General features: G+C 31.0%; 13 protein-coding genes. 6 read left to right on the top strand and 7 right to left on the bottom strand.

Annotation, left to right across the window (positions count from 1 at the left end):
• Positions 1-41: 41 nt before the first annotated feature.
• The 6 genes from ABWO04_RS06220 (at position 42) to ABWO04_RS06245 (ending at position 8,081) form a co-directional block, all read left to right on the top strand.
• Entirely contained in the window at positions 42-986 is a 945-nt protein-coding gene (locus tag ABWO04_RS06220; RefSeq protein WP_353078314.1) for an NAD(P)H-dependent flavin oxidoreductase, read from the top strand.
• An 11-nt stretch (positions 987-997) separates the two neighbouring features.
• Positions 998-1,408 carry a hypothetical protein gene (locus ABWO04_RS06225; RefSeq protein WP_353078315.1) on the top strand — a complete coding sequence of 137 codons (411 nt, stop codon included), beginning with the start codon at positions 998-1,000 and terminating at the stop codon, positions 1,406-1,408.
• A 6-nt stretch (positions 1,409-1,414) separates the two neighbouring features.
• On the top strand, positions 1,415-2,716 hold the full coding sequence (locus ABWO04_RS06230) for an anthranilate synthase component I family protein (RefSeq protein WP_353078317.1): 1,302 nt from the start codon (positions 1,415-1,417) through the stop codon (positions 2,714-2,716).
• Between the two features lie 401 nt (positions 2,717-3,117).
• Positions 3,118-4,437 carry a tRNA lysidine(34) synthetase TilS gene (tilS, locus tag ABWO04_RS06235; RefSeq protein WP_353078319.1) on the top strand — a complete coding sequence of 440 codons (1,320 nt, stop codon included), beginning with the start codon at positions 3,118-3,120 and terminating at the stop codon, positions 4,435-4,437.
• On the top strand, positions 4,421-6,436 hold the full coding sequence (locus ABWO04_RS06240) for a protein-disulfide reductase DsbD family protein (protein ID WP_353078321.1): 2,016 nt from the start codon (positions 4,421-4,423) through the stop codon (positions 6,434-6,436). The genes tilS and ABWO04_RS06240 overlap by 17 nt, the downstream gene beginning before the upstream one ends.
• 109 nt (positions 6,437-6,545) lie before the next feature.
• Positions 6,546-8,081 (top strand): YifB family Mg chelatase-like AAA ATPase, encoded by a 1,536-nt coding sequence (locus ABWO04_RS06245; protein ID WP_353078322.1) that lies wholly within the window; start codon positions 6,546-6,548, stop codon positions 8,079-8,081.
• On the opposite strand, the gene ABWO04_RS06250 is transcribed toward ABWO04_RS06245, so the two are convergent.
• The 7 genes from ABWO04_RS06250 to ABWO04_RS06280 all read right to left on the bottom strand — a co-directional run bounded on the left by ABWO04_RS06250 (position 8,078) and on the right by ABWO04_RS06280 (position 14,450).
• The gene (locus tag ABWO04_RS06250) at positions 8,078-8,491 is read right to left on the bottom strand and encodes an SET domain-containing protein-lysine N-methyltransferase (RefSeq protein WP_353078324.1); all 414 of its coding nucleotides are present in this window, start codon (positions 8,489-8,491) and stop codon (positions 8,078-8,080) included. The genes ABWO04_RS06245 and ABWO04_RS06250 overlap by 4 nt on opposite strands.
• A 16-nt stretch (positions 8,492-8,507) precedes the next feature.
• The gene (locus ABWO04_RS06255; RefSeq protein ID WP_353078326.1) at positions 8,508-9,869 is read right to left on the bottom strand and encodes an exonuclease domain-containing protein; all 1,362 of its coding nucleotides are present in this window, start codon (positions 9,867-9,869) and stop codon (positions 8,508-8,510) included.
• Positions 9,870-9,943: 74 nt separating this feature from the next.
• Positions 9,944-10,615 (bottom strand): YggS family pyridoxal phosphate-dependent enzyme, encoded by a 672-nt coding sequence (locus ABWO04_RS06260; RefSeq protein ID WP_353078328.1) that lies wholly within the window; start codon positions 10,613-10,615, stop codon positions 9,944-9,946.
• On the bottom strand, positions 10,615-11,040 hold the full coding sequence (locus ABWO04_RS06265; RefSeq protein WP_353078330.1) for a hypothetical protein: 426 nt from the start codon (positions 11,038-11,040) through the stop codon (positions 10,615-10,617). The genes ABWO04_RS06260 and ABWO04_RS06265 overlap by 1 nt, the downstream gene beginning before the upstream one ends.
• 77 nt (positions 11,041-11,117) lie before the next feature.
• Complete coding sequence (locus tag ABWO04_RS06270; RefSeq protein WP_353078332.1) at positions 11,118-12,335, bottom strand: DUF1015 domain-containing protein; 1,218 nt, start codon at positions 12,333-12,335, stop codon at positions 11,118-11,120.
• 98 nt (positions 12,336-12,433) lie between these two features.
• Positions 12,434-13,324, bottom strand: coding sequence for a 3-hydroxyacyl-CoA dehydrogenase family protein (locus tag ABWO04_RS06275; protein ID WP_353078334.1), 891 nt, complete (start codon positions 13,322-13,324; stop codon positions 12,434-12,436).
• Between the two features lie 160 nt (positions 13,325-13,484).
• The gene (locus ABWO04_RS06280; protein WP_353078336.1) at positions 13,485-14,450 is read right to left on the bottom strand and encodes a Gfo/Idh/MocA family protein; all 966 of its coding nucleotides are present in this window, start codon (positions 14,448-14,450) and stop codon (positions 13,485-13,487) included.
• Positions 14,451-14,708 lie beyond the last annotated feature (258 nt).

A 14,708-nucleotide genomic window follows, 5' to 3' on the forward strand; every position in this document is an offset into this window, starting at 1 on the left:
GCATATTGGTAAAATTATTAAAAAATAAGCAGATCAATTAAATGAATAAAATCACACAATTATTTGGAATTTCTTATCCGATTATTCAAGGTGGAATGATATGGAACAGTGGTTACAAACTTGCAAGTGCGGTAAGTAACGCGGGAGGTTTAGGACTTATTGGTGCAGGTTCAATGTATCCAGAAGTTTTGCGTGAACACATTCAAAAATGTAAAAAAGCTACATCTAAACCTTTTGGTGTAAATGTTCCGATGTTATATCCAAACATTGAAAAAATTATGCAAATTATAGTAGAAGAAGGTGTGAAAATTGTTTTTACTTCTGCTGGAAATCCTAAAACTTGGACCAATTTTCTTAAAGAAAATGGAATTATTGTGGTTCACGTCGTAAGCAGTTCTAAATTTGCTTTAAAAGCACAAGAGGCAGGTGTAGATGCTGTTGTAGCTGAAGGTTTTGAAGCTGGCGGACACAACGGTAGAGAAGAAACGACAACACTTACTTTAATTCCAATGGTAAGAGAAAATATTTCTATTCCATTAATTGCAGCTGGTGGAATTGCCACGGGTAAAGGTATGTTAGCCGCTATGGTTTTAGGTGCTGATGGCGTTCAGATGGGAAGTAGATTCGCAGCTTCGATAGAATCAAGTGCACATATTGACTTTAAAAAAACAATCTTAGACACACAAGAAGGCGAAACACTGGTTACTTTAAAAGAATTAGCGCCGGTTAGATTAATTAAAAACAAATTTTTTAATGATATTCAAGCCGCTTATGCCAATTGTGCTTCCGTAGAAGATTTAAAAACGTTATTAGGCAGAGCAAGAGCTAAAAAAGGTATGTTTGAAGGCGATTTAGTAGAAGGAGAATTAGAAATTGGTCAAATTGCAGGATTAATCCACGATATTCTTCCAGTTGAAACGATTGTAAATAATGTGATTACCGAATTTAATTTAGCAAAAGAAAGTGTAAACGAAATTCAATTTTAATAGTATAGAAAATGAAAAAAATAGTTTTTGTATTGTTTTTAGGTTTATGTACACAATTGGGATTTTCCCAAACGTATCAATTTAAAACAGTTAATTATTCTGTTTCTCAAAAAAATGAAAAAGGCGAATGGTCTAAATGGTCTAAAACGTTACCAACCGAACTATTAATTAATTTAGATAGAGACAAACATCGCTTTGTAGTATATTCTGAGATTATTCAACTTTATAGTATTTTAAAATATGAAGATAAAGTTGAAAATGAAACAGGAACGTCTAATAAATATTTTTGTGTAGATAATTTAGGTATAGATACGGTTATAACAATTGTCTCTCCTAAAAATGCAGGAAGCAGTAAGCAAATTTACATAGCAAATGATGATATGATAATTGAATATGATTTAATTTATTTAGGCGAAAAATAATATCTCTTGCGAACTAATAGTATAAAAAAAATAATAAATCCAACTCTTTTTAAAGAGCAAATTTCACTTTGGAGTCAGCAATTTAGAGAAGTAACTATTTTAGATAGTAATACTCAAAGTAATGAAAATCAATTATATAAAACATATGATTTTGTAGTTGCAGTAGACGCTTTTACTTCTATTCAAACCGATTTTGAGAAAGCATTTGAAGATGTATATCAATATCAATCCAAATCAAATGATTGGCTTTTTGGATATTTAGCTTACGATTTAAAAAACGATGTTGAGCATTTACAATCTCAAAATTTTGACGGATTAGGTTTCTCTGATTTGTACTTTTTTCAACCAAAAAAAATCTTTTTATTAAAAGATACTACTTTAGAAATTCAATATCTAAATATGTGCGATGATGAAATTGATTCTGATTTTGAAGACATTTTAAATCAAGAAAAAAGCGAAAGTCAAGAATCAAAAGTTACTATCCAACAAAGAATTTCTAAAGAAAATTACCTTAAAAAAGTTAATAAAATGCTTGCTCATATTCATCGAGGTGATATTTATGAAGCAAATTTTTGTATGGAATTTTATGCAGAAGAGGCAGAAATTGCACCATATGAAGCTTATAAAAAATTAAATGAAATTTCAGACGCACCATTTTCAGTTTATTTCAAGAAAAATCAACATTATTTGCTTTCAGCTTCACCAGAACGGTATTTAAAAAAAGAAAACGAAAAAGTGATTTCTCAGCCAATAAAAGGAACTGCGAAACGCAATTCAAATTCAGAATTAGATGAGCAGAATAAAGTAGCGCTTCAAAATAATGCCAAAGAGCGTTCAGAAAATATAATGATAGTTGATTTGGTTCGAAATGATTTGTCACAAACCGCTACAAAGAGTTCAGTCAAAGTTGAAGAACTTTGTAACGTTTATTCATTCAAGCAAGTACATCAAATGATTTCAACTATAACTTCAAATGTTGCACATACCACTTCACCCATTGAAATTTTACGAACCACTTTCCCAATGGGAAGTATGACTGGCGCACCAAAAATTTCTGCAATGAAAATTATTGAAGAATTAGAAGAAACCAAACGTGGTTTGTATAGTGGAGCCGTTGGCTATTTTACGCCTTCAGGAAATTTTGATTTTAATGTGGTTATTCGAAGTATTTTGTATAATTCTGAAAATAAATATTTAAGTTTTTCTGTTGGAAGTGCCATAACTTCTGAAGCTATTCCAGAAAATGAATATGAAGAATGTTTGTTGAAAGCAAAAGCTATGTTTGAGGTTTTGAGGGAAAAGGGATAGGGCAAAAGTAAAAAGTAAAAAGTAAAAAGTAAAAAGTAAAAAGTATCAAAGTAACAAGAATAGTGATTCTTTGTTTTTCTATGCATAGCGAGGCTACTTAGTCTAACAATCATTTTTCTATGTTCCTATGTGTTTGAAAAAGGAAAAAGGAAAAAGTAAAATAAAGGTAAATGTTAAAAAAATAGCCACTGATGTTATTGATTACCTCAGATAAAATCCGTGAAATCTGTGGCAAAAATATCGCACAATTAATTTTTTATCAAACAGAGTAATGCTTTGGATCTAAAATTAATTAACGTTATAAAATGAAAAATTGTTAAATTTGCTAATAAATAAACTAAAAGTCTAAGTTGAATGATAGTAACTTATCCCTTATCACTTATCCCTTTTTAACTTAAATAATGCTTCAAAAACTAAAAAATCATATTCAACAAAATTTTTCTTTCTTACAAGATAAAAAATTACTTGTGGCTACCAGTGGTGGCTTGGATAGTATGGCTTTAGTGCATTTATTTGAAAAATTAAATTTCAATTTTGCTTTGGCACACTGCAATTTTCAATTAAGAAATTTGGAAAGTGATGACGACCAAAAATTTGTTACTAATTTCGCCAAGCTGCATAACATTCCTTGTTTTACTATAAAATTTGATACTAAAAAATATTCTGAAACACATAAATTATCAACGCAAGTTGCAGCAAGAAATCTAAGGTATGATTGGTTTAATGAAATTTTAGTCCAGGAAAAATTCGATTATATTATTACTGCGCATCACGCTGATGACGATGTGGAAACATTTTTAATTCATATTTCTCGCGGTACAGGTTTAGAAGGTTTAACAGGAATTCCATCGCAAAACGAAAATATTATCCGACCAATGTTGCCTTTTTCACGTAAAGAAATTGAAAATTACGCATCTGAAAACCAATTATTATGGCGAGAAGACAGCAGTAATGCTTCGGATAAATATGTAAGAAACAAAATTCGACATCATATTGTACCCGTTTTTAAAGAAATAAACGATTCTTTTTTATCTTCGTTTCAAAATACCTTAATGCATCTCAATCAACAAAAAACTTTAGTTGACGATGCTGTGAAACTGGTATATGAAAAAGTAGTTTCAGAGGAAAACCAACAAATTAAAATTAATATTTCAGCTTTACTTAAATATAAAAATTATAAAGCGTATTTATACCAATGGCTTCATAAATATGAGTTTACGGCTTGGAATGATGTCTATGATTTAGTACAATCGCAAACAGGAAAACGTATCGAATCTGAAAATTATATTTTATTAAAAGATAGAGATTATTTACTTCTTTCTCAAAAAAGAATGATAGATTTTGAAACTATTGTTATTAATTCTGTAACTGAAAGTACTAATTTTCCGTTAAATTTCAGTTTTTGTAACATAAGTAACATTTCAAATCAAAACAAGAACATTATATTTGTGGAAGAATCGAAGTTACAATTTCCTTTAATTATAAGAAAATGGAATGAAGGCGATTTCTTTTATCCAGCAGGAATGCAAGGTAAAAAGAAAGTTAGCAAGTATTTTAAAGATGAAAAATTTTCACAATTTCAAAAAGAAGCTACTTGGATATTAGAAAGCAATAATCAAATTGTTTGGATAATTGGACATAGAGCTGACGAACGATTTAAACCAGATAACACCAATCAAAATATAATACAAATTACATATAACAATGAAAAAAATAGTTAGTTTATTCGCCCTGTTTCTTACCTTTATGGGTACAGCACAAATTGTAGAACCAGTAAAATGGAGTTCAAGTGTTGTGAAAGTTTCTGATACTGAAGTAGATTTAATTATCTCAGCAAGTATTGAAAATAATTGGCATTTGTATTCGCAATTTACGCCTGATGGTGGTGCGTTACCGTTGGTTTTCACGTATAAAAATCAAAAAGGAAATTACCAATTAATAGGAAAAACTAAAGAAGGAAAATATAAAAAATCGTTTAACGAAATATTTGAAATAGAAGAATATTACTTTCAAACTTCAGCAAAATTTACACAAAGAATTAAAATACTAAATCCCAAATTAAAAACAATTTCTCTTTTGGCAGATGGTCAAGCGTGTATTGATGGAAAATGTGTGCAAACTGAAGGGAATTTAGTTTTTAATTTACCAGATCTTAAGGAAACTGAAGCCACCTCAGAAATAGCAATTTGTTCGCTTTCAAAACCAATAGATTCTGTTGCAACAACTGAAACGGATACCACAAAGCAAACTGTTGCACCAGTAAAAAATTCAAATAACGCTACACCAAATAAAGAAGAAAAAAGTTTATGGACTATTTTCTTTTTAGCCTTTTTAGGTGGTTTTGCAGCGCTTTTGATGCCTTGTATTTTCCCAATGATTCCGATGACTGTAAGCTTTTTTACGAAACAAAGTAAAACAAAAGCTGAAGGTATTAGAAATGCCATCATATACGGCTTAGCGATTATTGCTATTTATGTCTTGTTAGGTTCATTAATTACAGGAATTTTTGGTGCAGAAGCATTGAATGAATTATCAACAAGTGTTACGTTTAATTTAATTTTCTTTGCTTTATTAGTGATTTTTGCACTTTCATTTTTAGGCGCATTCGAAATAGTTTTACCAAGTTCTTGGGCTACAAAAATTGATTCAAAAGCTGATAAAGGTGGAATTGTTGGTATCTTTTTTATGGCATTGGCTTTAGCCGTAGTTTCTTTTTCTTGTACGGGTCCAATTGTAGGTACATTACTTGTAGAATCAGCTTCTAAAGGCGGTTTAGCGCCAATTATTGGAATGTTAGGTTTCTCTATTGCCATAGCCTTACCATTTATGTTATTTGCTATGTTCCCAGGTTGGTTAAATTCAATGCCAAAATCGGGTGGTTGGTTAAATACAGTTAAAGTTTCTTTAGGGTTTTTAGAATTGGCTTTTGCCTTTAAGTTTTTATCTAATGCCGATTTGGTATTACAAAAACATTGGTTAGAAAGAGAGTTGTTTATTGCGATATGGATTGCTGTATTTGCTGCTTGGGCGTTATATTTATTTGGAAAATATATGTTACCTCACGATTATGAAAAAGCGGATAAAATAGGAGTAGGCCGTTTGATGATGGCAATTATCGTTTCCACTTTTACTTTCTATATGATTCCAGGATTATGGGGCGCTCCATTAAAAATATTGAGCGGATTAACACCTCCAATTAATTATGCAGAAAGTGCATCAGGATTTGGAAATGGGAATTCGAGTACGGTTGAATTACCAGAACACGCGCACAATGGACCACACGGAATTATCGCTTTTGAAGACTATGAATACGGATTAGCATACGCGAAGCAAGTAGGCAAACCAGTATTGTTAGATTTTACAGGTGATGCCTGTGCGAATTGTAGAAAAATGGAAGACAATGTTTGGTCTGACAAAAACATATTATCCATCTTAAAAAATGATGTGGTTTTAGTTTCTTTATATTGTGATAGAAAAATTGATTTACCTAAAGAAAAACAATACGTTTCTAAAACAACGGGTAAACAAGTAATTACAATTGGAAACAAATGGACAGATTTACAAATTTCAAGATATAAAAGTAATTCACAACCCTTATATGTTATTATTGATAATGAAGGTAATGATTTAGAAGGTGTAACTCCAATGGCATTTAATACCAATATTGAAGAATATAAAAAATGGTTAGAAAATGGGATTGCCTTGGCTAATAAAAAGTAGAAATTAAAAAATCTATATAAACCTGAATGATTTTTTTGTTCAGGTTTTTTTATTTCAAAAACTTTTCTACATTTGTATTTATATAAGCCAATTTTTAAAAGTACACGCCATGTTAGTAAAAGTCTTCGGAAGCGCCGTTTTCGGTGTAGATGCCACCACCATTACTGTAGAAGTAAATATCGATAAAGGAATAGGATACCATTTAGTAGGTTTACCAGATTCTGCTATTAAAGAAAGCAGTTATCGTATTGCTGCCGCTCTAAAAAACAACAATTACAACCTTCCCGGAAAAAAAATCACCATAAATATGGCGCCTGCCGATTTAAGGAAAGAAGGTTCTGCATATGATTTAACGTTAGCTATTGGTATTTTAGCTGCTTCTGGTCAAATAAACGCCGAAGAAGTAGGAAAGTATATTATTATGGGCGAAATGTCTTTAGATGGTGGTTTACAACCAATTCGCGGAGCATTATCTATAGCCATTAAAGCAAAAGAAGAAGGTTTTACAGGAATTATCCTTCCCAATCAAAATGTTAAAGAAGCCGCAATTGTAGAAGGTTTAGATGTTTATGGTGTCGATAATGTATTACAAGTCATTAATTTTTTTGAAGGTAAAGAATCTTTAATTCCGACCATAATTGATACAAAAGAAGAATTTTCTAAAAACCTTGAATATCCAGAATTCGATTTTGCAGACGTAAAAGGTCAGGAGTCTATAAAAAGATGTATGGAAATTGCAGCAGCAGGCGGTCATAACATTATTTTAATCGGTCCTCCAGGTGCGGGTAAAACGATGTTAGCCAAACGTTTGCCAAGCATTTTGCCTCCAATGAGTATGCAAGAAGCATTAGAAACTACCAAAATTCATTCTGTTACAGGTAGAATAAAAGATGCAGGATTATTAACGCAACGTCCTTTTCGAGCACCACATCACACGGCAAGTTCTGTCAGTTTGGTAGGAGGAGGTAGTTATCCGCAACCAGGAGAAATTTCTTTGGCGCATAATGGCGTGTTGTTTTTAGATGAATTACCTGAGTTTAAACGTGAAGTTTTAGAAGTGATGCGCCAACCATTAGAAGATAGAGAAGTAACAATCGCACGAGCAAAATTTACGATAACTTATCCTTCTTCATTTATGTTAGTAGCCAGTATGAATCCAAGTCCGAGTGGTTTTTTTAACGATTCGAAAAATTCAAATGGTACTTCACAAATGGAAATGCAACGCTATTTAAGTAAAATTTCAGGACCTCTTTTAGATAGAATTGATATTCATATTGAAGTAACACCTGTACCATTTGAAAAATTATCGGAAACTCGCAAAGCAGAAAGTAGTGTTGAAATTAGAAAACGGGTTACAGAGGCAAGAAATATTCAAACACAACGTTTCGAAAACTACAATCACATTCATTATAATGCACAAATGAGTAGTAAATTAATTCGTGAATATTGTGCTTTAGATGATGTTTCTCTACAATTATTAAAAACAGCTATGGAACGATTAAATTTATCAGCACGAGCATATGATAGGATTTTAAAGGTTTCCCGAACCATTGCCGATTTGGAAAATTCAGAAAATATATTTTCACATCATATTGCAGAAGCTATTCAGTATAGAAGTTTAGATAGAGAAGGTTGGTTAGGTTAGCCGTGTTTTTTCCAATATCTTTTACCATAACTGCAAAAAATTTCTTCATTAGATTTGATGTTTTTTGTAGCAATCAAACAAACGTTGTTAGATTCATCTAATGTAATCTTTGAATTATTTTTATACTTAGATTTTATAAAACCATTGGAATCATTTGCGTATTTCGCAAAACAATCTACAGTATTTGAGTCTAAAATTGTGCCATCAAGTAAATTAATAAAATACTTGTCTTCATTTAGTTTTACAATAGATTCTGCTTCGTTGGTTGTTATTATTTTACCTTTAAAAATGGAAATTATTTCTTCCTTATAAATTTCTATTGCTGTAAATAATCCATTTCCAGAATTTTCAATTTGAGATTTATGAATGTATAAATAATCTTCTTCCTTTGCATCAATGGTATTGTCCATATTATTTTTAATAAAACTAAAATTTTAAAATTCGCATTACTCTATTTTTTCTAATATGATTTTTTATGATGGACGTTGTATCTCTATTATTTTGCATCGGAATAATGATGTTTTTTAATATCTCAACATTCGTAATTTGATAGTTTAAATCGAAAAAACAGTATCCTTTATAAACACCATTTTCAATTAAAACGGCACTTCGTTCTTCAATTCCTCGGCCTTTGTCGACAACAACCATATTGTTGTTTTCAAATTGTAAATTATTAATACAATCTTCAGCACGAGAGTTATATGTTTCAGGACTTTCAAGCTGTATGCAAGCGCCATTACATTCTTTTATTTTATATTGAAAACAAGCCGATTTTGTATCGTAAAGTCCGTTAATTTTCTGACATAATTGATTTTCAGATGTTAATTTAAAAAGAAAGTTTTTTCCTTCTTGTAAGCTTACAAACGAGGTAATTTCTTTTTTTCTTCCATCCGCTTTTTCAATAGTTATTGCCAAATAACCTTCCTTATTTATATGCGAATACATAGCAAAATTAAATATACTTTTGCGTTGTGCTCTATTATATATTGGTTTATTGATTTTAATTTCTTCCGATTCTTTCAATAATGCAATTAATTCGCTTCCTGTTTCCTCGCAAGTAACTGTGTATACATCGCGTTGAATTTTTTTACTTTTAGAATTTACGCCTGTAAAATGTTGATTTACTCTTTTTTTAATGTTTTTACTTTTTCCAATGTAAATTAAATCGCCTTTTTCATTATGAATATAGTATATTCCAGTTTTTGAAGGTAATTTTTCTAATATATCAAGTAATTTAGGTGATAATCCTGCTTTTATTTCGGTTTTTATATAACTTTTTACAATTTCTTTAGTCAAATCTTTTGCTAAAAGCATCTTGAATAACTTCACAGTTGCCATTGCATCTCCACTTGCTCTGTGTCTGTCTGCCATTGGAATTCCTAATGAACGCACTAATTTTCCTAAACTATAAGAAGGTAAATCTGGAATGATTTTTTTTGCTAATTCTACAGTGCAAAGTGTTGGTTTTTTAAAATCAAAACCCAAACGTCTAAATTCCATTTGTAAAATTCTGTAATCGAAACTTGCGTTATGAGCTACTACAATCGAGCCTTCAGTTATTTCAATAATTCGTTTTGCCACTTCGTAAAACTTTGGTGCACTTCGAAGCATAGCACTGTTTATACCCGTTAATTTTACCACAAAAGGCTGAATTGGTTTTTCAGGATTCACCAAACTAATAAACTGGTCTACCACTTCGTGACCATCAAATTTATAAATGGCAATTTCCGTAATACCTTCTTCGTTGTATTGTCCGCCCGTGGTTTCTATGTCGATTATTGTGTACATTTTTTATCTAAATAATCCAAAAAATTAAAAGGATCAAAATGATATATTTTGATTTTTTGGATTTTTTCATTTTTTTAATTTCTTGTGCCAAAGATACTACTTCCAATTCGTACCATTGTACTACCGCACGAAATTGCAAGTTGATAATCGCCAGACATACCCATTGATAGGATGTTGGGTTTTAGGTTATGGGTAAATGGAATTTTACTTAATTTATCAAATATCGATTTTAAATGGTTGAATTCTTTTTCAATTTGAGTTGTGTTTTCAGTGAAGGTTGCCATTCCCATTAAACCTACGATTCTGATGTTTTCAAATTCGCTTTTGTCTTTCTGAACTTGCTTCAGCACCTGATTTAGTTCTTCTTCATCTAATCCAAATTTGGTTTCTTCTTCGGCAATATGAATTTGTAATAAACAATCAATGACTCTATTGTGTTTTTTGGCTTGTTTGTTTATTTCTTGCAATAATTTTAAACTATCTACCCCGTGAATCAAACTTACGTACTCCGCCATAAATTTGACTTTATTGGTTTGTACGTGGCCAATCATATGCCATTCGATATCTTTTGGCATTTGTTCCCATTTATCAGTCATTTCTTGGATTTTGTTTTCTCCAAAAATACGCTGACCAGCATTGTAGGCTTCCATCAAATCGGAAACAGGTTTTGTTTTTGAAACCGCAACCAAAGTCACGTGAGCTGGAAGTTGAGCTTTTATTTTATTGAGGTTTTTAGTTATTGACATTATTTTATAAATTTAATATTACATACAAAAATTCCGTTTGGATATATTTTATCATAATATTTTAAATGAATTATTTTATTACTGTGTTTGCTAATTAATTCAGAAAGTTCATTTTTGTAAAATATAAATGAATTTCTTGCAGGATTTTCAACTGAAAATGTTTGTACAATTTTATCATCTACTATGAATTCCATTCTTTTTAATGTTTTATCTCCAAAAAAATCATAAAACATATCAAATTTTAGTAATTTAAAATTATCATCGCCTTTTATTAGTATTGTCTGATTATCATTTTCAACCTCGTTACTTTTAAAAATTATTTTATTATCTTTATATAGTTGCCAATTGTTTATTGTATCAGTTTCAATTTTACCATAGCTTGAAAATGAAATAAATAGTATTAATATTAGTATGTTTTTTTTCATAGTTAATTTTTATAAGATTCATTCAGCTTTAAAAGCTCATGGTTAAACTTCGTAAATCCAAAATCCAAAATCGTAAATTATAATTCGTACACCACCAAACCACTTCTAAACTTTGGTTCAATGTAGGTTGATTTAGGAGGCATAATTAAATTGTTGTCGGCAATGGTTTTAATTTCAGACATATTGGTAGGGTAGAGCATAAAGCCCACTTCATATTCGCCTTCATCTATTAAATCTTTAATTACAGAAACGCTTTGTTTTCCTGGAATATAATCAATGCGTTCGTCGTTACGCAAATCTTCAATTCCTAATAAGGGATGTAAAACCGTATTGTATAAAATTTGTGCATCTAAATTTTCTAAAACAGAAGTCGCTTTTTGAGATTGTTTATAAAACAACGCATAAAAACTGCCATCTAAATACATTCCAAATTCAAATTTATTTTGTGGCTTCCACAATTCTTGATCTTTTAGTTTAATGATAAAATTATCCGATAATTTAGTTATGAAATCATTTTTTGATAAACCATTTAAATCGCGAATGATTCTATTAAATTCATAAATTTTCACGTTACTTTCGGCAATTAGAAAACTCATAAAATAATTTAGATTTTTATTGCCTAAATGTTTGTCTTGTTCAAACAATAATTCAGCAGAAGCCGAACGGTGATGTCCGTCTGCGATATATAAATTCGGAATGTTTTCAAAATGCTCTTGCAACCAATCTATTTCTGATTGTGTTTCAATCTTCCACAACGTGTGTTTTTCCTTATTTGGAGTGGCAAAAGCATAAATGGGTTCGCTCTTTTTTCGTAAAGCAATAAACGTATTTATTTCAACAGAATCTGGATAGGTAATCAAAACAGGTTCGGTATTAAAACCCGTTTGATGCAAATAATCTTTAAATAATTCTACGCGATATTGTAACGTATCTTCGTGTTTTTTAATCTGATTTTTCTGATATTCTTCTACAGAAGTTCCTGCAATAATTCCAGTAAAAGTTTGACTTTTAGTTTGTATTTCATACAAATAAAAAACGGGTTGTTCTTCGGAAATTAAAATAGTTTCGTTTTTAAAATCCTGATATTTATGCAAAACACCTTTAAAACGCTTGTCTAAAGTAATCTTTTGAGTATTCGCATACGCAGGATGAATTACGTGCAAAAACGAATACGGATTAAAACTTAACCAAGCCGCAAGCTCAGCAGAACTATAATCTTCATAGGTTCTGCAAGTTACCAATGCGACTTTATCTGCCGATGGACGAACTGCTTTAAAAGGGATTATTTTTGCCATTAACCTGCAGGTTTTTAAAACCTTGTAGGTTTTGTAACTACAAGGTTAAATTGTTAAATACCTACAAGGTTTTTAAAACCTTGCAGGAACTTTTCACTTTATTTAGAAAATTGTTTTGAAACTTTCTCTGCTTTTTTACTTTCTGAATAATCATAGAATCCTTCACCAGATTTTACACCTAATTTCCCTGCCATTACCATATTTACTAATAACGGACAAGGTGCATATTTAGGGTTTTTAAATCCATCATACATTACGTTTAAGATTGATAAACAAACGTCAAGACCAATAAAATCTGCTAATTGCAACGGTCCCATTGGATGCGCCATTCCTAATTTCATCACAGTATCAATTTCAGACACACCTGCCACACCGTTATATAACGTTTCAATAGATTCGTTAATCATTGGCATCAAAATTCTGTTGGCAACGAAACCTGGATAATCATTTACCTCGGTTGGAGTTTTACCTAATTTTACCGATAAATCCATAATAATTTTAGTCACTTCATCAGAAGTAGAATAGCCACGAATGATTTCAATTAATTTCATAATCGGCACTGGATTCATAAAGTGCATTCCGATAACTCGTTCTGGATGAACTACTTGAGCGCCAATTTGAGTAATAGAAATAGAAGATGTGTTACTTGCTAAAATTACATTATGGTCGCAAATATCACTTAATTGCTTAAAGATATTCATTTTTAGCGTTACATTTTCTGTTGCAGCTTCCACAACCAAATCGCAACCTACAACGCCATCTTTAATATCCGTATAAGTGATAATATTTGAAATGGTTTTGTGTTTGTCTTCTTCTGTGATACTTCCTTTAGTAACCATTCTGTCTAAGTTAGCGGCAATAGTTGCCATTCCTTTTTCTAATGATTTTTCAGAAATATCAATTAATTTTACGGTAAATCCTGCTTGTGCAAATGTATGAGCAATTCCGTTGCCCATTGTTCCTGATCCTATTACGGCTATTTGTTTCATAGTAGCCCCCTAAACCCCCAAGGGGGAAATTCCTACTAGGGGTAAGTAGGGTTTATAAATTTAATTATATATTTTTTTTGTCATTTACTATTTCTAAATTGAGTTTTATCAAATAGTTGATTTTACTCGGTTTTAATTCCCCCTTCGGGGGTTAGGGGGCTTATTTTCCCATAGAATCTATAATCATATATGCCACTCTTAACGCTTCTGTTCCATCTTCTAAAGTTACAATTGGAGTGGTGTTGTTATTTATAGCATCTGCAAATGATTCCAATTCGTCTAAAATGGCATTGTTTGGGTTTACGTTTGGGTTATCGAAATAAATTTGTTTTTTCACACCTTCCGCATTTTGTAAAATCATATCAAAATCACCTGGTGTTTCTGGTGCATCTTGCATACGAACGACTTCGCAAATTTTATCTAAATAATCTACAGAAATGTAAGCGTCTTTTTGAAAGAAACGTGATTTACGCATATTTTTCATCGAAATTCTACTCGCTGTAATGTTTGCCACACAACCGTTTTCAAACTCTAAACGCGCATTGGTAATGTCTGGAGAATCAGAAATTACGGCAACGCTACTGGCATTAACCGTTTTAACTTTTGATTTTACTACGCTTAAAATCGCATCAATATCGTGAATCATTAAATCCAAAACCACAGGAACATCTGTCCCACGTGGATTAAATTCTGCCAAACGATGCGTTTCAATAAACATAGGTTTATCAATCATATCTTTAACAGCAGTAAAAGCTGGATTGAAACGTTCCACGTGTCCAACTTGACCTTTAACGTTATATTTATTTGCCAAAGCCACAATTTCTTCTGCTTCAGAAACTGTTGTAGCGATTGGTTTTTCTATAAAAATATGTTTTCCAGCTTCGATAACCATTTTGGCACATTCGAAATGTTGAATCGTTGGAGTAACAATATCTACTACATCAACTGCGGCAATTAAACTTTCAATAGAATCAAATTTTTTATAACCGAACTCGGCAGCAACTTTATTTGAATTTTCCTCAAAAGGATCAAAAAAACCAACTAGTTCGTATTTTTCTGACTGATTTAATAATCGTAAATGTATTTTTCCTAAGTGACCAGCACCTAAAACTCCGACTTTTAGCATAAAAATAAATTTTATCAAAAATAGTAATAAAATAAGAATTTACAAGATTTTAAAATTCCAAATTCCAACATATTCAGAATTAAATTTTTTCTTAACAATTTAATTTTCAGATTTTAATTTTGGTTTTAGATTTTGGTGTTTAATTTTCTTGTTTTTTGGGAAAATTCCATCTAATTTTACATCAATAATTTACTTCAAAAATTGAAAGATACAAACAAACATCAAGGGCTTAGAAATCAACTCGTAAAACAGTTAGAA

The organism is Flavobacterium sp. (genome assembly GCF_040382755.1).
Lineage (GTDB): Bacteria > Bacteroidota > Bacteroidia > Flavobacteriales > Flavobacteriaceae > Flavobacterium.